Source organism: Flavobacterium sp. TAB 87 (genome assembly GCF_001529295.1).
Classification (GTDB): Bacteria; Bacteroidota; Bacteroidia; order Flavobacteriales; family Flavobacteriaceae; genus Flavobacterium.
Window position 1 is genome coordinate 803,842 of sequence record NZ_LLWK01000038.1, and the last position, 19,442, is coordinate 823,283.

A 19,442-nucleotide genomic window follows, 5' to 3' on the forward strand; every position below is an offset into this window, starting at 1 on the left:
ATTTAGTTATATTTGATGAAGCTTTTTTTGTAAATTATGAAAAAATCAATTTTTATCTGCGTTAATTTTCTCGTTGCTTTTGCAAGTTGCGTTTTTGCACAAACTAAAGTGAGCGGAGTTGTTTTTGATGCGTCTAACTCGCTACCGATTCCGTATGCGAACGTTGTTTTTCAGGGTTCTAAAATTGGAACAGTCTCAAATGAAGACGGTCGTTTTTATTTAGAAACAGAGCAAGATTTTGATGCACTTATTGTTAGTTCGGTTGGATTTTCAGATAAAATACTGTCTTTAGATAAAGCGGTGAGCTACAACTTGAAAATTTTTCTAAAAGAACCGCAGGCGTTAAGCGAGGTAATGATTTTTACCGGAAAAACGTCCAAAAAAGACAATCCTGCGCTCGAAATCCTAAGAAAGATTTGGGCTCATAAACGTAAAAATGGGTTGTACCTTTTCAATCAATACCAAATGGAAAAGTACGAAAAAGTCGAATTTGACATGAACACTATTGATAGTGCATCCATGAAAAATAAGCTTTTTAAAGGAATGGAGTTTATCTTTAATCACGTAGACACTTCTAGCGTTACGGGTAAGACTTATTTACCAATTTTTATAAATGAATCATTGTACGATGTTTACGGCGATAATACGCTTAAAAAAACAAAAGAAAATTTAAAAGCAAGTAAAACGTCTGGTTTTGAAGGAAATCAGCAAATTTTAGCGTTTGTAAAAGACTTGTATTCTGATTATAATATATACGACAACCATCTTAAGTTTTTCGATAAAAGTTTTACTAGTCCATTATCGACTACAGGAATTGATGTGTACAATTATATTTTACGCGACAGTACTTTTATAGGTAACAAATGGTGCTACAATATTGTTTTTTATCCGAGAAGAAAAAATGAACTGACTTTTAAAGGTGATTTCTGGGTAAATGACACCACTTTTGCCATCAAAAAAATTAATATGGCCGTAACGAAAAGTGCTAATATTAACTGGGTAAAAGACATTTATATTGAACAAGAATTTGACGTAGAGAACGATTCAGTGTTTTTGCTAACGCGAGATTATATGATGTCTGATTTTGCTTTGAATAAAAAAGAAGAATCAAAAGGAATGTATGGTAAACGTACCACGCTTTTTAGAGATCATCAATTTAATGTAGAGAAACCATCTGAGTTTTATAAAGAAAAAGTAAACTATATCGACAACGAAGTTTACAATAAATCTGAAGAGTTTTGGACGGAGAATCGTTTTGAGAAATTAAACAAAGACGAGCAAGGTATTTATAAAATGTTGGATACGTTACAAACGGTCAAAAAGTTCAATCAATTGTATAGTCTCTTTACTATTTTAGGTAGTGGTTATGTAGCATTTCCTAATATTGATTTCGGACCTATTCTTTCGACAATTGGGTATAATGAAGTCGAAGGGTTTCGTTTGCGAGTTGGTGGTCGAACGTATTTTGGACGGAATGACTTATGGCGTCTTCAAGCGTACACCGCGTACGGATTTACAGATAACAAATTTAAATACGGCGTTTCTGGAAAATGGATGGTTGACACCAAAAACCGAATTATTCTATCGGCAGGAAATCGTCGCGATGTAGAACAAATTGGAGCTAGTTTAACGTCAACGAGTGATGTTTTGGGTCGAAGTGTCGCATCTTCTTCTTTGTTTACAGTTGGCGGAAATGGTAAATTAACCAACATCAATTTGTCCAGTGTCGCCGCAGAAATAGAGCCAGCTAAGAACTTAACTGTTGCCTTAGCATTTTCGTATAGAACTTTAGCATCGGCATCGAAAACGTTTAGTTTAGATTATTATACCGCATTGCCAAACACTTTAAATCCCGCAGGTGTAGTAGAAAGTAATGTGAAACAATCGGAGGCGAGCATAGAAATCGAATTCACTCCAAAGAGAAAAACGATTGGTTACGGTGTAGAACGAAGTGATGTTGATAGTCCATACAGTCGCTTTTTTGTAAATTACAGCCACGGTTTTAAAGGTGTTTTAGACAGTGATTTTATGTACGATAAAATTCAGTTATTCTATAAACAACCGATAATTATTGGACCTTTAGGTCGATCTGATATCATTTTAGAAACTGGTAAGACGTTTGGAACTATTCCTTTGGGTTTACTGAGTATTATTCCAGGAAATCAAAGCTATTTTACCATTAAAAACACGTTTAATAATTTAAGTTATTATGAGTTTGTATCTGATGAATATGCCACTTTAAAATGGGAGCACAATTTTGGAGGCAGACTTTTTGGAAGAATCCCGATGATGCGTAAATTGAATTGGCGCGAAATTATTGGTGTTAAATCGGTTTACGGACACATATCAGAAAACAATAGAGCGATCAATGCTTCTGGTTTAGTGTACAAAGCACCAGAAGATGTATATTGGGAGTACAGCGCTGGAATAGGGAATATTTTTAAAGTATTCCGTCTGGATTTTTCTTGGAGAGGAAATTATCGAGATATGCCAGATGCAAATAAATTTGCATTAATAGGCTCTTTCGGTTTTTATTTTTAAGAAAAAGGCTCAAAATCAAATATTGTTGCCACTCAAGCGATCTCATTGAGCATTAATACAGATATAACTGTAAAAAGCTTTTGAGAAAGAGGATTCTTTGCCTATTTTTGCAACCGAAATTAAAAGACTAATAAAAAATAAAATGACCGCAGACAAAATAACTACTTTCGATGTTTTAATCGAAATACCAAGAGGAAGCAGAAATAAATACGAGTACGATTTTGAAATCAAAAGAATGCGTTTTGATAGAATGTTGTTTTCGTCGATGATGTATCCTGCAGATTACGGATTTATTCCTGAAACTCTAGCATTGGATGGAGATCCATTAGATGTACTCGTTTTGGTAACCGAACCAACTTTTCCTGGTTGTGTTATGGAAGTGAAGCCAATCGGTGTTTTTCATATGGCAGATGATAAAGGACCAGATGAAAAAATTATTTGTGTACCGATGTCAGATCCAATCTGGAATTCATTAAATGACTTGTCTGATATGAATCCGCATTTGGTTAAAGAAATCGAGCATTTCTTCCAAGTGTATAAAGATCTTGAGAACAAAAAAGTTGATGTTGGTGGCTGGGGAGACGTAAAAGAGGCATACTCTATTATTGCAGAATGTACCGAGCGTTTTAATGCAATTCCAAATAAACCAGAAGGATTATTTAGTATTAAATAAAGGCATATTAAAATTTTATAAAAAAAGCAACACTCCGTTAAGAGTGTTGCTTTTTTGTTTAAATTCGTTTAGTAACAGACTATTAACCAAAACCAAAAACCAATTATGAATGCATTTATGATTTATTTGCCAATAGTTATGGCCATTTTAGGATTACTTTTTATGGGAATAAAAAGGAGTTGGGTGTTAAAGCAAGATCCTGGAGATGGTAAAATGAAAACCATTTCTGATCATATTTACGAGGGAGCACTCGCTTTCTTAAAAGCAGAATATAAATTATTAGCCATATTTGTCGTTTTAGCTAGTATTGTTTTAGCTGGAATTACTTTCATTCCAGGAGTTCAAACCCATTTACTTATTGTCATCGCTTTTGTTTTTGGAGCTTTTTTCTCCGCCTTGGCAGGAAATATGGGAATGAAGATTGCAACCAAAACCAATGTTAGAACTACACAAGCGGCAAGAACAAGTTTGCCACAAGCTTTAAAAGTTTCGTTTGGTGGAGGAACCGTTATGGGACTAGGAGTTGCCGGTTTAGCCGTTTTAGGTTTAACCGGTTTTTTTATTCTTTTCTTTCAAATTTTTATGGATGGCGCTTGGACTTCTACTGATGACATGACCAAGGTTTTAGAAACATTAGCAGGATTTTCTTTAGGTGCGGAGTCTATTGCTCTTTTTGCCAGAGTAGGAGGCGGAATTTACACCAAAGCTGCTGATGTGGGAGCCGATTTAGTTGGAAAAATCGAAGCTGGTATTCCAGAAGATGATCCAAGAAATCCCGCTACAATTGCGGATAATGTAGGTGACAATGTAGGTGATGTAGCCGGAATGGGAGCCGACTTGTTTGGTTCGTATGTTGCAACCGTTTTGGCTGCAATGGTTTTAGGAAATTACGTCATCAAGGACATGGGCGGTAATTTACAAGATGCTTTTGGCGGAATTGGTCCTATTTTATTGCCAATGGCCATTGCTGGTTTCGGAATTCTATTTTCTATTATAGGAACCATGTTGGTAAAGATATCAGATGAAAATGCTAAAGAAGCACAAGTACAAAAAGCATTAAATGTAGGAAATTGGATTTCTATAGCCTTAACTGCCCTTTGTTGTTTCTTTTTAGTACAATATATGTTGCCCGAAACCATGCAAATGAACTTTTTTGGAGAAGGAACAAAAGATATATCTTCCATGCGTGTATTTTACGCAACAATTGTCGGACTTATTGTTGGTGGAGCTATCTCTTCAGTAACCGAATATTATACGGGTTTAGGAACAAAACCTGTTATGGCCATTGTTCAGAAGTCTGCTACAGGAGCAGGTACAAATGTAATTGCCGGTTTAGCCACCGGAATGATTTCTACGTTTCCAACGGTGCTTTTATTTGCCGCAGCCATTTGGTCTTCTTACGCCTTAGCGGGGTTTTACGGAGTAGCTTTGGCTGCTTCAGCAATGATGGCGACTACGGCGATGCAATTGGCAATTGATGCTTTTGGACCAATTTCTGATAATGCAGGAGGAATTGCAGAAATGAGCGAATTGCCAAAAGAGGTACGTATGCGAACTGATATTTTGGATTCAGTAGGAAACACCACAGCGGCGACAGGAAAAGGATTTGCAATTGCTTCCGCAGCGCTTACTTCATTGGCTTTGTTTGCTGCTTATGTCACTTTTACTGGCATTGACGGAATTAATATTTTTAAAGCGCCTGTTTTAGCCATGTTATTTATTGGAGGAATGGTTCCCGTAGTTTTTTCTGCTTTGGCAATGAATTCTGTAGGTAAAGCAGCCATGGATATGGTCTACGAAGTGCGCCGTCAATTTAGAGAAATTCCCGGTATAATGGAAGGTACAGGAAAACCAGAATATGGTAAATGCGTGGAGATTTCTACAAAGGCTGCTTTGCGTGAAATGATGTTGCCAGGAGTGTTAACCATTGGCTTTCCTATAGCAATTGTATTGTTAGGAAAGTTGGTTTACGGAAGCAACAATCAGTTGATAGCGGAAATGTTAGGAGGATATATGGCAGGTGTGACTGTTTCAGGTGTGCTTTGGGCCGTTTTTCAAAACAATGCTGGTGGTGCGTGGGATAATGCTAAAAAATCTTTTGAAGCTGGAGTTTTAATTAACGGAGAAATGACTTTTAAAGGTTCTGAGGCGCACAAAGCAGCAGTAACGGGAGATACAGTTGGAGATCCTTTTAAGGACACTTCTGGTCCTTCTATGAATATTTTAATCAAATTAACTTGTTTAATTGGTTTGGTCATTGCGCCGATTTTAGGGGATGGACACAGTTCACAAACGAGCATGAGTTCTAATGCGTGCTGTTCTGAAATGGAAATGCAGATGGGAAACAACATACACAATAGTTCGGCAAAAATGGCACATATGAGTAAAGAAGAATGCATGCAAATGTGTAAAGAGAAAGGCCATACTGAGGAAGAAATGAAAAAATGTATGGCTAGTCATAATGCTGCAAATGAAAAGGGCAAATTCCAAAAAACTGATTGTTTTGATACCACTAAATATAGTAAAAACAGTGTTGAGGTTAATTTGTCTACTGAAAATGGAGTCACGGTGGGAACGCTAACTAAAACCGAAAATGGTAAAGCCACGACTAGAGTTTTTGAAGGGACAGAGGCAGAAGTAAAAGCAAAAATTGACGCGGTACATTAAATGCTATAATTACTTTGAAATATAAAATGCCTCGTTTATAGCGAGGCATTTAGTTTATAATTTTTTGTAGATTTAAAAAAGGCCGTTGATTTCGGCGTCAATTCTATTAATGATGTTTCCTAAATCTTCAGGATTGTCAACAAAATTGATGTTGTCTACATCGATAATCAAAAGTTTTCCTTTGTTGTAGGTTTGTACCCAAGCTTCATATCTTTCGTTCAATCGGCTTAAATATTCGATCGAGATTGAGTTTTCGTAGTCACGTCCTCGTTTATGAATTTGGCCTACCAAGTTTGGAATCGAACTTCTCAAATAAATCAATAAATCGGGTGGCTTTACTAACGATTCCATTAATTCAAATAATGAAGTGTAATTTTCAAAATCACGACTCGTCATTAAACCCATTGCGTACAAGTTGGGAGCAAAAATATAAGCATCTTCATAAATTGTTCGATCCTGAATTACTTTTTTACCTGTTTCTCTTATTTGTTGCACTTGGCGAAAACGGCTGTTTAAGAAATAAATCTGCAAATTAAACGACCAACGCTCCATTTGATGGTAAAAATCATCCAAATACGGATTGTCAACAACGTCTTCATAATGAGGTTCCCACTTAAAGTGCTTCGCTAATAACTTGGTTAGAGTAGTTTTTCCTGCGCCTATATTTCCTGCTATTGCTATATGCATTACGGTAGTATGAGTTTATAATTTGTCTTCTCAGCAGATGTAAAAATAGATAAAATTTGGTCTTTGTAGTAGAAATTTTCAAAGGTTTTTTCCGAAAGTAAAATGGGCATTTTTACGGAATTTTTCTGATCGATAATTTCAGTAAAAAACAAGAGATTATCCTTCATGTAAATAAATTGGGAATCATTTAAAAGCTGAATTCGATCAAAAAGAGGAGCTTTTGCCAGTAGGATAATTTTCCCGAATGGATCGCAACTGTACCAATTTTTGTCTGTATCAATCCAATAGAAATTATTGAAATCTGTCTGATAATAGATAAAATTACTTTTTAAAGGAATTGATATGTTTTTATATTCATTATTCAAATAATTGTAAAGCCCAATTTGCTGCGTTAAACTATTGTAGACCCACAATTGATTTTGAGAAGCCATTCCGACAGCTGTCGCCATAATAGCATTAGATTTCTCCGAAAAATTGATCACAGTAGTTTCGTTGAGCTGATTGTCGATCAACGCGACACTATTAAAACCTTCGTAAAATACGGCAATTCGTAGCGGATTGATTAAATCGACTGTAGCGATTTTTCCTAAATAAATATTCTTATACGTAAACGTTTGATTTTTATCTGATTTAAAGAGTGTGTTATCTTTGATTTTATACAAATAATCAAAGGAATCTACTCCAACAAACAGAGCTTTATCAATAGTTTGAGTCGAAAGATATGACGCTGAAAAAGTTGGTACTTGAGCCACAACTGCGCTAAGTTGTAAAATCAAAAACAGCAGAACTATTTTTTTCATAATTGGTTAAAAAGCTAAAATACAAAAATTAGCGGTACAACAGCTTTTGATTAATGAGGCTTAGTACCTGCTGTTCTCGCTCTAAATTACTTTTTAACCTTTACCAATATTCTCAAAGAATAAGTATTTATCGACTTTTTAGTACTATTTCTAGTTCCGTTTAAATTTATGTACTGAATTGAAATTTGATATTTTGAATGGTCAACCACCTGTGTTATTCTTTTCTTATCAGATCCCTCTTGATCAAACACGAGATTGTTATTTATAAACTCAAATATCTTTAAAGGAATTACATCATTATTTAAATGTAAATCAAGTCCATACTTGCTTTTCGTTGATTTGATTGAGTAGTTTATTTTGTTAATTGCTATACAATCTGTACAATTAAATTCAGAATAATTAGTAACAGTAAGAGCCATGTCGTAACCGCTTATGTTGTCTACAGTACTATCTGAATTTTCGTAAAAAGAGTAATAAAAATTATTTCTAACATCGTTTTCTGTCGCATATTCAGAATGGTATTCTAAACCTAAAGCCTCCATTATTTCAGTTGAACTGGGATTTTTATTCTTTTGAAATAAATTAGTTAGTTTGTCTTTTGTTTGCGGAATGATGAGGATGTTTGCATCATAATTTTTATCTAAAAAATTCACAATGCTACTTAAGTCTTTCTCTTGATTAAAATTTAATTTCTCTTTTTCTGTTTTTTTAATGTATGATTCATAGCGATTCAATTGACTGTTTTTAGAAACGCTGCTGGCACTTTGTGGGCCAATAATCGAAAGAAGTCCTGCAATACACATACTGATAGGTATGAATTTTATTTTAGGTTCTTTTTGAATTAAAAAATAAGCCACCACAAACGCTAGCCAGATGGAAAGTAATAAAACATAAAAGCGTTCAGGAGTAACTCCGTAAAGGCTGATGCGATAAATAATGGCCCAGAAAAGTAAGCCTAATAAAGGAATTAATAGAAAATAAAACCATCGGTTAAAAGTGCGCATCCAAAGATTTCCTACGTTTGAAGCTATAGGGTACACTAGTAGAAAAGATAGAATTCCGAAAATTGCAAATATCAAAACCAAATAGGAAACCCATCCAATTGGCAGAGAGAACGTCAGAATTATTTGTACTTCATAACCAATTAAAATAATTAGGTATAAACTAATCAATGGTAGCAAAATGAACTGCGTAAAATTTTTAAGTCCGTTCGGATACTTTAATTGCAGCGGTTCTGTGTCATTTTTTATGAGTGGAATGCCGTTTAAAAAGAAGATTGAATTGAAAATTCCTGCAATCACATAAAACAGATAAGCAAAAATTTCGTTTGGAAAAGGAACTTGGAATAATTCTTTAACAGCAAATAGGGCTAATGCTAGTCCAGAATAAAGAACAATACTATATAATGATGCCGTTAAAATTCTAAGGAAAAGTTGCTTATTAAATTCCCAAAACTCATTTTGATTGTATTTTTTCGGTAAAAAAGCGGCAAAAGAAACCAGTAAATGCAAGCAAATACTGAGGACCAAGAATTGTTGTGTTTGTAAAGTTGTTATTTCTTTATCAAAATTAAAAACAAAAGCTACTAAAAGTGCTCCTAAAAGTAAGCTAGTAGCAAAGCGAAGCAAACTATTTTTTTGAGAAGTTACAAAGTATAAACTAACAGATATAAATAATACAAAGCATAAAGAACTGCTTAGGATGGCTTTAATAAAAAGTTCTTTTAAAGGGTTGTCGTATTCAGCATTATCAAGTAAAATAGCAAAAATTGTCCCTAATATAGCTGCAGTAACTTCCAACGGAAATCTTAAAACTGTTTTGAAAGTGGCTTTTAAGACGTTTTTTATGGAGGGAAATTTCGACATTTTTTAATAGTTTGTTAAAAGCACAGAAAAATAGCACAAGTTACAAAAGTAGCTTTTTAAGGATGTTTTCTTCTACAGATTTACAAAAAAAAACCGCAATTAGTTACAATTGCGGTTTTTGATGTATTTATAATTTAAATTTTTACAATCCAAAAGCGGTTTTAATTTGGTCAACAAAATCAAGTTTTTCCCAAGTAAATAATTCAACGGTAACTGTTTTTTCATGACCACCGGGAGCCGAAAAAGTTTTTGTTACTGTTTCTGGCGTACGTCCCATGTGTCCGTAAGCAGCAGTTTCACTGTAAATAGGATTTCTTAATTTTAAACGTTGTTCAATAAAGTACGGACGCATGTCGAAAATTTCAGAAACTTTTTTAGCAATTTCGCCATTAGTTAATTTTAATTTTGAAGTTCCGTAAGTATCAATAAAAATTCCCATTGGTTCAGCAACTCCAATGGCATAAGATACTTGTACTAAAATTTCATCTGCAACACCAGCAGCTACTAGGTTTTTAGCAATGTGACGTGTAGCGTAAGCCGCACTTCTGTCTACTTTGCTTGGGTCTTTACCAGAGAAAGCACCACCACCATGAGCACCTTTACCGCCGTAAGTATCTACAATAATTTTTCTTCCCGTTAATCCAGTATCTCCGTGAGGACCTCCGATTACGAATTTACCTGTTGGATTAATGTGGTATTTAATGGTATCGTTAAATAAATGGGCACTTTGTGGATTTTTAGCAACAATTCTCGGAATTAAAATTTCGATGATGTCTTTCTTGATTTTAGCCAACATTTCTGGCTCACTATCAAAATCGTCGTGCTGTGTCGAAATAACAATTGCCTCAATACGAGTAGGTTTGTTGTCGTCGCTATATTCTAAAGTTACTTGCGATTTTGCATCAGGTCGTAAATAAGTGATTTCCTTATTTTCTCTTCTCAAAATTGCTAATTCTTGTAATAACTTGTGTGACAAGTCCAAAGCCAAAGGCATAAAGTTCTCGGTTTCGTTGGTTGCGTAACCAAACATCATTCCTTGATCTCCTGCACCTTGCTCTTCTTTGTTAGAACGATCAACACCTTGATTAATATCAGCAGATTGTTCGTGAATTGCAGATAAAATTCCGCAAGAATTTGCTTCGAACATGTATTCGCTTTTTGTGTAACCAATTTTCTTGATTACATCACGAGCAATTTGTTGTACATCGAGGTAGGTATTCGATTTTACTTCACCAGCCAAAATTACTTGTCCGGTAGTAACAAGAGTTTCGCAGGCTACTTTAGAGTCGGCATCGAAAGCCAAAAAGTTATCAATTAATGCATCCGAAATTTGATCTGCAACTTTATCAGGATGTCCTTCGCTAACAGATTCTGACGTAAATAAATAAGCCATAATAATTGTAAATTAAAATTAATTAAGAGGAGAATTTAATTGCGGAAAATGCTAAAGGAGAGTTCCTGCTTTAGCATTTTTTACTATCGAAATATTTTTTCAATAGTCATAACGAATCGTTTCATTATGAAGAGGTTGCAATCAGTTCAAATTTTTCCTCTGTATTTGATTGCAAAGGTATGAAACGATTTTGATTTGCAAATTAAAGTTTATGTTTTTTTATTTAAAACAAAAGTTAAATATAGCATCGCACCATTGCCTGAAATATTTGCACATAAGCTTGCATATGTAAAAAACTCTTCGCAGTTTTGTCTTTCTAAAAATAGAAAAAATGAATTTAATGATGGTCAACACGTTTTGCATGAAGTCGAATATATCGGCAGAGCGCTTTATTGACTAAATTTTAATTTTTAAAATATACCGATAAAACCTCTGCCCACAGCAGAGGTTTTTTTGTTTACATAGAAATATACTAAAAGATGATTCAGACACTATTAAATAAAATGATAAAGTGCAACACGAAGTTTATGTCCGTGCCCGTCTGTTATTGCCAAAAGCGAAAGAGTTAACTCTTTTTATAGTTCACTATAAGCCCTTTTGGTCACATTCCAAAAGGGCTTTTTTTATAATCTTAAAGTTAAAAAAATCATGAAAACACACTATATATTTAAAATAATTTATTTTTTATTCCATATCAAAAAAGAGGGCTACCTTTTGCACAAAAATAGATTCGAAGGTTTGCTACATAGTGATGAATCACAGTCGCTGCATTCGCAATTGTATTTGCAAGAAGAAGAATCTCTTTTTATTTGAACCATTAAACTATTAACCTTAAAATAAAATTTACAATTATGAACACGCAACAATTTGAAACTAATGCATTGCATGCTGGACACGATGTTACCAAAACCGAAGGAACAAGAGCGGTGCCTATTTATCAAACCTCTTCTTATGTTTTTAAAAATTCAGAACATGCTGCCAATCTATTTGGATTAACAGAGCCAGGCTACATTTATACTCGTTTAAATAACCCTACCAATGATATTTTAGAACAACGTTTGGCTGCCTTAGAAGGTGGAATAGGAGCAGTAGTAACTGCTTCGGGAACTGCGGCAATTACAACGGCCTTATTAGTTTTATTAAAAGCAGGCGATCATATTGTAGCGTCTAGCAGTTTATATGGCGGAACATTTAATTTATTTAATGTTACGTTGCCAAGATTAGGCATTGCAACCACTTTTGTGGATCCTGCTGATCCTGAAAATTTCGCAAACGCAATTAAAGATAATACTAGAACTATTTTTGTGGAGTCTTTAGGGAATCCAAAACTAGATATTTTAGATCTAAAAGCAATTTCTGTTGTGGCCAAGAAATTCGAAATTCCTTTTATTGTAGATAATACGGTTGCCTCTTCTTATTTATTGCAGCCCATTGAGCATGGAGCAGATATTGTAATTCACTCATTGACCAAATATATTGCTGGAAACGGAACTTCTTTGGGAGGAGCTATAATTGATGCTGGAACCTTTGATTGGAGTAGCGGAAAATTCCCAGAATTTACGACTCCATCAGCTGGATATCACGGATTAATTTATCATGAAGCGCTAGGTAAAGCCGCGTTTATTGCTAAAGCGAGAATTGAAGGATTGCGTGATTTCGGCGCTGCTTTGAGTCCGTTTAACGCTTTTCAAATTATACAAGGATTAGAAACGCTTCCGCTTCGTGTACAAAAACACAGTGAAAATGGTTTAGCATTGGCTCAATGGCTAGAAGAGCAAGAAGAAGTGGCTTGGGTAAATTATCCTGGACTTCCGTCGAGCAAATACTACGACTTAGCAAAGAAATATTTTCCTAAAGGACAAAACGGACTGTTGACTTTTGGTTTGAAAGGTGGTTTTGAAGCAGCTAAAAAAGTAGTAGATAACACTAAATTATTCTCCCTATTAGCAAATATTGGAGATACGAAATCGTTGATTATTCACCCAGCAAGTACAACGCATCAGCAATTATCGACTGATGACCAAGCGGCCTCTGGCGTTTTTGCTGATTTGATTCGCCTTTCGGTTGGAATTGAAGCTATTGAAGATCTAAAAACAGATCTAAAAAATGCTTTTGGTGCTATCTAATTGTAGAGATGTTTCTGCTTTCTAGTATTTAGTTTTTGTAAGAATTTTGAATTTAGTACGCATGCATAGTGTTTAGAGCTGTTTTTTTGCTAACCTATTTGTTTGTAAATGATAAGCCTCAATGATTATCTAAATTTTCTTTGTAAAATCACTAAGAAAACATTGTAAATTATTAGGAAAAATTAAATATATTTTGCACTTTTGTAAAACCCAAAGAAAACCAGAATGAAATTTAATATTTGTAACCTAAATATCGTCCGTTCGGAAAAAAATTCCGGGTTGTGATTGCTTTAAAGTAAAGACTTTTTATATAGCAAAAGCCTCCCGTTTATTCAGGAGGCTTTTTGTGTTTACAAATAGAATATTCAAAATTAAATACTATGAATAGTAATTTTTCAAATAAAAAAAACCTTTTCTCTCTTGTCACCATTCGGTTTCAAGTGCAGGTCAGTTGATATCATAAGATTTAAGTTATAGCGCTTAAACCCTTTTGGTATTACAAATTCCAAAAGGGTTTTTTTATTAAAAAAAAGTACGTAACAATAAGATAAAATTAAAATAAACATATACTAACACGCATCTAAAAATAAAAACATGGAAACTAAAAATTACTTCGCAAGAACCTTCGGTTACTTAAGAACTTTTAGAACAAGAAGAAACGCAACAGCAAAAGTTGTAAATGAATTAATTCATTTAAGATTAGGATTTAATACTACAGCCAAAAAAGACGGGGCAGACACGGCCGACTGTTTAACATTTTTAATGTATTCAAAAGAGAATGAAAACCTTTTCATCTAGTAGTGAAAGGTGATCTGTCTTAATTAGCAATCGTTTAGTACTGGATATATGTTATATTCAGCGATTGCTTGCGTCTATATGTTATATTTTTGTGAGAGTTGTAAATGAAAAATTTAAAATTTGTTTGTTTAAAAAATTAGTAGTTAATTTGCGTTAATAAGTTCACATACGTATTGAAATGTTATAAAGAAAGGACGAGGGATTAGACCCGGCGAATCCTTAGCAACCCTTCGGTAAATCGAAGAAGGTGCTGCATTCTACCACGCTCAACGTGGAAAGATAACAACAAGAATATCTCTAGTTCAATTCTAGTTTTTTCTTTTTAATATTTCCAGATACAAATCAAAAATCACAAAAGATTTGAAATTGGAAAATATAATCAACCCAATCCTGTTACAAAATTTTACTACCGAAAGTGGTGCTGTTTATTCTGAGTTACCCTTAAGCTATGCGCTATTTGGTCAACCTTTGCATACTGCTCCGATAGTTTTGGTTAATCATGCCTTGACAGGAAATGCGCAAGTTATTGGTGAAAATGGCTGGTGGAACGATTTGATTGGTGCAGACAAAACAATCGACATTCATAAATACACCATTTTAGCATTTAATGTTCCAGGAAACGGAGTAGATTCTTTTTTAATCGAAAATCATCAAGATTTTACAGCAAGAGATGTTGCTCGTTTGTTCTTAAAAGGAATTGAAGACTTAAATATTAGTAAGTTACATACTGTGATTGGCGGTTCGGTTGGTGGAGGAATTGCCTGGGAAATGTTGGCTTTGTCTCCAAGAATTACCGAAAATTTAATTCCGATCGCAACCGACTGGAAGTCAACTGATTGGCTGATTGCCAATTGCTATTTGCAGGAGCAAATTTTAAAAAACTCCTCTCAGCCCATCGAAGATGCGCGCATTCATGCGATGTTGTGCTACCGTTCGCCCGAATCGTTTAAAGAGAAATTCAATAGAACGATTAATGAAAATTTAGCAGTTTTTAATGTCGAAAGTTGGTTGCAACATCACGGCACAAAATTACAGGAACGCTATCAATTGGCTTCCTATAAAATGATGAATCAATTATTAAAGACAATTGATATTACGCGGAATTCAGATGATTTTGAAACATTACTTTCAAAAACGGATGCTAACATTCATATTGTGGCGATCAATTCGGATTTGTTTTTTACACCCAGAGAAAATTTAGAAACGTATACTGACTTAAAAAAGTTCAAAGAAAATGTTTTTTACAAAGAAATAGATTCTGTTCACGGACATGATGCGTTTTTAATCGAATACAAACAATTAGACAATTTGCTTAAAGATATTTTTTAAGCCAAACAACATACAACACAATGAAAATATTAAAATTTGGAGGTAAGTCGTTATCAAATGGAGAAGGACTTCAAAAAGTGGTTTCAATAATTACAGACAAAGTTAACAATGGAGAGAAAATTGCTGTGGTTGTTTCGGCACGTGGAAATGCAACTGATACTTTGGAAGAGATTCTGAATGTAGCGGCAAAAAACGGCGACTATAAACCGCTATTAGAAAAATTCAAAACCTATCAAATCTCAGATTATGCAGCAATAGATTTTTCGGAAGAGTTTAATGTATTGGATAAATTGTATGAAGGCGTTAGCTTGATTGGCGATTATAGCAACAAAATTAAAGACCAAATTTTATCAAAAGGAGAAATTCTTGCAGCTAAATTATTAACGTCGATTTTAAAAGAAAAAGGAGTAAATGCTCGCTTTGCAGATTCTAGAGATTTTTTAAAAACTGACTCTAAATTTGGAGATGCACAACCGCTAGAACAACTGTCTAAGAAAAATGTGATTCAGTATTTCAAAGAACATGGTGGCGATCTGGTTAATATTGTGACTGGTTTTATTGGATCTAATAATAACAACGATACTACTACTTTGGGTAGAAACGGTAGTAACTATACGGCGTCTTTATTGGCCAATTATTTGAACGCTGAAGAATTACAAAATTTCACGCACGTAGATGGTATTTACACTGCAAATCCTGATTTGGTTCGTGATGCCAAAAAAATAGAACATTTATCATTCAATGAAGCAAATGAGTTGGCAAATTTTGGTGCTACTATTTTGCATGCAAAAACCATCATCCCTTTATTAGAAAAAAACATTCCACTTCGAATATTAAATACCTTTAACCACGAAAATCAAGGTACATTAATTACATCTGATTCGACTAAAGAAGGAATTAAAACACTTTCAGTTTTAGAAAATGTTTCATTAGTCAATCTAGAAGGTCGTGGGTTACTTGGTAAAACTGGTGTTGATGCTCGAATTTTTAGAGTAATGGGGGATAATGACATTAGTGTGAGCATCATTTCTCAAGGATCTTCAGAAAGAGGAATCGGTTTGGTGGTAGATGCTGACAAAGCGACTACGGCGATGATTGAATTGGAAAAAGAATTCGAAAACGACTTTTATTCAAAAGATGTCAACCGCATTTCCGTAACCGATGATGTTTCTGTAATTTCTATTATTGGACAAGATTTAAGCACTTTTCATAAACCTTACACGGCATTGATCAAGAATAAGATTGTTCCAATTTTATTCAACAATACTGTTACTGGTAAAAACGTGAGTTTGGTCGTTAAAAAATCCGAACTAAACAGGGCTTTAAATGTGATACATGGGGAAATCTTCGGTGTATCTAAAAAAATAAATATAGCAGTTTTTGGTCATGGTTTGGTTGGAGGCACTTTGATCGATCAAATTTTAGCTTCGGCGACAGCCATAGAAAAAAGAAAAGGAATTAAGTTGAATGTATTTGCCATTGCAAATTCTAAAAAAGTGCTGTTTAATAAAAATGGTGTTGGCACTGATTGGAAAAATAGTTTGCAAAGCGAAGGAGTTGCTTACACGATGAAAGATGTGATAGCTTATGCAAATGACAATCATTTTGAGAACCTTATCGCTGTAGATAATACGGCAAGCAAGGATTTTGTAGAAAATTACATTCCGCTAGCAGAAAGCAGTTTTGATTTGATTTCTTCAAACAAAGTAGCAAATACATTGAGTTATGGTTTCTACAAAGAATTGAGAAAAATTTTAGAAGAAAATCAAAAAAATTATCTGTACGAAACTAATGTTGGTGCTGGTTTACCACTTATTGATACCATCAAATTGTTGCACCTTTCGGGAGAAAATATCACTAAAATAAAAGGTGTTTTTTCGGGTACATTGAGTTATTTGTTTAATAAGTTCTCGGCTGTCGATGAACCTTTTAGCGCCGTTTTGCAGGAAGCAATTGAAAGTGGCTTTACAGAACCTGATCCAAGGGAAGATTTATGCGGAAATGATGTAGGTCGCAAATTGCTAATCTTAGCGAGAGAGCTGGATTTGCAAAATGAATTTGAAGAAGTAGCGATTGAAAATTTGATTCCAGCGCATTTGCGAGATGGAAATGTTGCTGATTTCTTGACTAAATTAAAAGAATTTGACCCAATTTATAACAAAATAAAGGCCGATCAGAAGCCAAATCATGTGTTGCGATATATTGGTGAATTGTCTGGAGATTTGCAACATGACAAAGGTGTTCTTGAAGTTAAATTGGTATCAGTTCCAAGCGATACTGCTCTAGGTGGCCTTAAAGGATCTGATTCCTTCTTCGAAATTTACACCGAATCTTATGGCGATCGTCCAATTGTAATTCAAGGTGCAGGAGCGGGATCGGCGGTTACGGCAAGAGGTGTTTTTGGCGATATTTTGAGATTGTCGGATAAGGGATAGCAATGGTCTTTCGAAAGAAAATAAAATTAGTTAAGATAAAAAGAATAGTGCTATTCTTAATATATCGGGTACGCATTTCAAAATAGTAAAATCTTTATTTTCTTTAAAAATTAAAAAAACTCAAACTATGAAACAAATTATAATTTTATTGTTGTTTTCGAATATGATGCTGGCTCAGATTTCAAATGTGCACAGAAATAAAGAAAGCTACACGCAAGATGAGTTTCCTTATAAAGGGGTGAGAGCAATTCAAATTGATGAAGTCAACTTTGTTGATAAAGAAGATAATGTATTTATTTTTTCGAAAATAGAGAAAAATGCTAATCCTGATAAAATGTATTTTCAGCGATTTACAAAGGATCAAAATGGCTGGATTTTAAAATCTTTTGTTGAAATTAGTTATGATGGCATAATTTCTTCGTGGGGAAGCAGAAAGGCATTTGCCGATTATGATGGTGATCAAAGTGTAGATGCGCTTTTTATTTACGGTTTGTATGATGCAAACTTTATACAAAAATCAGTGCATTTAATTTATTCCACAAAAGAGCAATTTTATACTATTGAAGCTTCTGTTTCAGATGGCTTCAAAAAAAATAAATTTTCAGCTAATTTTAATAAATTAGACAGCCGTTCGAAAAAGAAAATCTTGGAATACTGGAATAAATTAGATAAAGCAGACCAATCATAATCTGATGAAGACAATAGCCAACTATCTCGTTGTACTAAGCTTAGCTTGTCTTTTGTGGCAGTGTAAGTCAGAAAACAAAGAGGATAATAAAGAAGAAGTTAAAGCTGAAATTGCTTTTGAAATCGCATCAGATCAAATGATAGATGCCATTGTAAAAGATAATTTGAAAAAAGTGACTTTATATCTTGACCAAGGCGAAAGCGTTGATGGCAGAGGTAAAGGTTATTGGCGAGGTGGCAGGCAAAAGGGTGCAAATGACAAATCTGATCAGGATTGGACCCTTTTAATGATAGCGGTTTATAACAATAACGCCGACATTGTTCAATTGCTTTTGGATAGAAAGGCTGCTGTTAATTTAGTAAATGCAGCGGAACACAGTGCATTATTTATAGCGTGTGCCAATAGAAGCGAAGAAATGGCTTTATTGCTATTAAAAAACAATGCCGACGTAAAAAATTCGGGTTCTGATATAAGTGGGATGTCGGCCTTGCAATGGGCACTCGCTTATGAGTGGAATGAAGTAGCACTTAAAATGATTCGATTGGGTGCTAATGTAAATTCCAGTTCTTCAGAGACAGGACATACCGTTTTGTTAGAAGCGATGTCTGGAGATAGCATACATGATGAAGTGGTTCATTTAATCATTGATTCAGGTGCAGCAGTTAATAAAGTCAACTCAAAATACAAAACGACACCGCTGATGTTGGCTTGCCAGCGCAATGATATTGTTAGTGTTAAAAAAATAATTGCTCAAAAAGTAGATGTCAATGTAGAAGATGAAAATGGCAGTACTGCTTTGTGTTATGCATCCAGAAATGATGCCGATGATTTGATTGTTTTAAAATTTTTAGTTGCCAATGGAGCAAACGTAAATATTAAAAATTCCTACGGAAGAAATGCATTGATAGAAGCGGTGAGTAGTAAGAGTATAAAAAAAGCCAAATATCTAATAGACAAAGGCGCAGAAATCAATAGAAAAAGTGACGGTTTTGGTGGTGTAAATGCAATTGGTGACGCGGTTTCAAATGGCGATTTGGAGATGGTTAAACTTTTAATAGAAAATGGTGCAGACGTTACAAGTGAATCTAGTAATGGCGAAACAGTATTGTTGAGAGCAATTGTGAGTGAGGGTAGTAGTGAACCCATTATAAGGTTGCTGATTGCTAATAATGCTGATGTAAATAGTGCAAATAATGACAAACACACGCCTTTAATGAAGGCTGCACAATACAATATGTATAGCGTTTGTAAATTATTATTACAAGCAGGAGCTGTAAAAGAAGGCAAGGACTTTTTTGGTAAAACGGCCAAAGATTATGCTGAAGAAACTGCCAGTAGAACTGGAGACAATGCTATTTTGTCGCTTTTGAATAATTAGATGGAGCGTAAACTAAATGCTGGTTAAAATTGGCCTTCAAAGATTCTTATAAATTCAATTTT

13 protein-coding genes and 1 riboswitch are annotated in these 19,442 nt (G+C 34.4%); of the genes, 9 read left to right on the plus strand and 4 right to left on the minus strand.

Features of this window, described 5'->3' with window-relative positions:
* The first annotated feature begins 36 nt into the window (after nucleotides 1-36).
* The 3 genes from AP058_RS15590 (at nucleotide 37) to AP058_RS15600 (ending at nucleotide 5,881) form a co-directional block, all read left to right on the plus strand.
* Nucleotides 37-2,541 carry a DUF5686 and carboxypeptidase-like regulatory domain-containing protein gene (locus AP058_RS15590; RefSeq protein ID WP_066312966.1) on the plus strand — a complete coding sequence of 835 codons (2,505 nt, stop codon included), beginning with the start codon at nucleotides 37-39 and terminating at the stop codon, nucleotides 2,539-2,541.
* A 142-nt stretch (nucleotides 2,542-2,683) separates the two neighbouring features.
* Nucleotides 2,684-3,214 (plus strand): inorganic diphosphatase, encoded by a 531-nt coding sequence (locus tag AP058_RS15595; protein WP_066312968.1) that lies wholly within the window; start codon nucleotides 2,684-2,686, stop codon nucleotides 3,212-3,214.
* A gap of 105 nt (nucleotides 3,215-3,319) precedes the next feature.
* Nucleotides 3,320-5,881 carry a sodium-translocating pyrophosphatase gene (locus AP058_RS15600; RefSeq protein WP_066312971.1) on the plus strand — a complete coding sequence of 854 codons (2,562 nt, stop codon included), beginning with the start codon at nucleotides 3,320-3,322 and terminating at the stop codon, nucleotides 5,879-5,881.
* A gap of 72 nt (nucleotides 5,882-5,953) precedes the next feature.
* On the opposite strand, the gene AP058_RS15605 is transcribed toward AP058_RS15600, so the two are convergent.
* From AP058_RS15605 to metK, 4 genes are all read right to left on the minus strand, one after another.
* Entirely contained in the window at nucleotides 5,954-6,568 is a 615-nt protein-coding gene (locus tag AP058_RS15605) for a deoxynucleoside kinase (RefSeq protein ID WP_066312974.1), read from the minus strand.
* Nucleotides 6,568-7,368: a hypothetical protein gene (locus AP058_RS15610; RefSeq protein ID WP_066312976.1), complete on the minus strand. Its 801-nt coding sequence runs from the start codon at nucleotides 7,366-7,368 to the stop codon at nucleotides 6,568-6,570. Before AP058_RS15610 ends, AP058_RS15605 begins: the two co-directional genes overlap by 1 nt.
* A gap of 86 nt (nucleotides 7,369-7,454) precedes the next feature.
* On the minus strand, nucleotides 7,455-9,233 hold the full coding sequence (locus AP058_RS15615; RefSeq protein WP_066312979.1) for a DUF4153 domain-containing protein: 1,779 nt from the start codon (nucleotides 9,231-9,233) through the stop codon (nucleotides 7,455-7,457).
* A 142-nt stretch (nucleotides 9,234-9,375) separates the two neighbouring features.
* Nucleotides 9,376-10,626 carry a methionine adenosyltransferase gene (metK, locus tag AP058_RS15620; protein WP_066312981.1) on the minus strand — a complete coding sequence of 417 codons (1,251 nt, stop codon included), beginning with the start codon at nucleotides 10,624-10,626 and terminating at the stop codon, nucleotides 9,376-9,378.
* 851 nt (nucleotides 10,627-11,477) lie between these two features.
* Between metK and AP058_RS15630 the strand changes: the two genes are divergently transcribed.
* The 6 genes from AP058_RS15630 (at nucleotide 11,478) to AP058_RS15655 (ending at nucleotide 19,380) form a co-directional block, all read left to right on the plus strand.
* Entirely contained in the window at nucleotides 11,478-12,752 is a 1,275-nt protein-coding gene (locus tag AP058_RS15630) for an O-acetylhomoserine aminocarboxypropyltransferase/cysteine synthase family protein (protein ID WP_066312987.1), read from the plus strand.
* A gap of 594 nt (nucleotides 12,753-13,346) precedes the next feature.
* Nucleotides 13,347-13,550 (plus strand): hypothetical protein, encoded by a 204-nt coding sequence (locus AP058_RS15635; RefSeq protein ID WP_066312990.1) that lies wholly within the window; start codon nucleotides 13,347-13,349, stop codon nucleotides 13,548-13,550.
* A gap of 178 nt (nucleotides 13,551-13,728) precedes the next feature.
* Nucleotides 13,729-13,836, plus strand: a riboswitch (SAM riboswitch).
* Nucleotides 13,837-13,916: 80 nt separating this feature from the next.
* A complete protein-coding gene (locus AP058_RS15640) occupies nucleotides 13,917-14,879 on the plus strand; it encodes an alpha/beta fold hydrolase (protein ID WP_231739703.1) in 963 nt (320 codons plus the stop codon).
* A 20-nt stretch (nucleotides 14,880-14,899) separates the two neighbouring features.
* On the plus strand, nucleotides 14,900-17,314 hold the full coding sequence (gene thrA / locus AP058_RS15645; protein WP_066312996.1) for a bifunctional aspartate kinase/homoserine dehydrogenase I: 2,415 nt from the start codon (nucleotides 14,900-14,902) through the stop codon (nucleotides 17,312-17,314).
* Between the two features lie 127 nt (nucleotides 17,315-17,441).
* Nucleotides 17,442-18,002, plus strand: a complete 561-nt coding sequence (locus AP058_RS15650) for a hypothetical protein (RefSeq protein ID WP_066312998.1) — start codon at nucleotides 17,442-17,444, stop codon at nucleotides 18,000-18,002.
* A gap of 4 nt (nucleotides 18,003-18,006) precedes the next feature.
* Complete coding sequence (locus tag AP058_RS15655; protein WP_082706675.1) at nucleotides 18,007-19,380, plus strand: ankyrin repeat domain-containing protein; 1,374 nt, start codon at nucleotides 18,007-18,009, stop codon at nucleotides 19,378-19,380.
* Nucleotides 19,381-19,442: the final 62 nt, after the last annotated feature.

Coding starts and splice junctions, on each gene's coding strand:
- AP058_RS15615 (WP_066312979.1), bottom strand. CDS start 9,233: ATGTCGAAATTTCCCTCCATAAAAAACGTCTTAAAAGCCACTTTCAAA.
- AP058_RS15600 (WP_066312971.1), top strand. CDS start 3,320: ATGAATGCATTTATGATTTATTTGCCAATAGTTATGGCCATTTTAGGA.
- AP058_RS15595 (WP_066312968.1), top strand. CDS start 2,684: ATGACCGCAGACAAAATAACTACTTTCGATGTTTTAATCGAAATACCA.
- AP058_RS15605 (WP_066312974.1), bottom strand. CDS start 6,568: ATGCATATAGCAATAGCAGGAAATATAGGCGCAGGAAAAACTACTCTA.
- metK (WP_066312981.1), bottom strand. CDS start 10,626: ATGGCTTATTTATTTACGTCAGAATCTGTTAGCGAAGGACATCCTGAT.
- AP058_RS15650 (WP_066312998.1), top strand. CDS start 17,442: ATGAAACAAATTATAATTTTATTGTTGTTTTCGAATATGATGCTGGCT.
- AP058_RS15590 (WP_066312966.1), top strand. CDS start 37: ATGAAAAAATCAATTTTTATCTGCGTTAATTTTCTCGTTGCTTTTGCA.
- thrA (WP_066312996.1), top strand. CDS start 14,900: ATGAAAATATTAAAATTTGGAGGTAAGTCGTTATCAAATGGAGAAGGA.
- AP058_RS15630 (WP_066312987.1), top strand. CDS start 11,478: ATGAACACGCAACAATTTGAAACTAATGCATTGCATGCTGGACACGAT.
- AP058_RS15655 (WP_082706675.1), top strand. CDS start 18,007: ATGAAGACAATAGCCAACTATCTCGTTGTACTAAGCTTAGCTTGTCTT.
- AP058_RS15635 (WP_066312990.1), top strand. CDS start 13,347: ATGGAAACTAAAAATTACTTCGCAAGAACCTTCGGTTACTTAAGAACT.
- AP058_RS15610 (WP_066312976.1), bottom strand. CDS start 7,368: ATGAAAAAAATAGTTCTGCTGTTTTTGATTTTACAACTTAGCGCAGTT.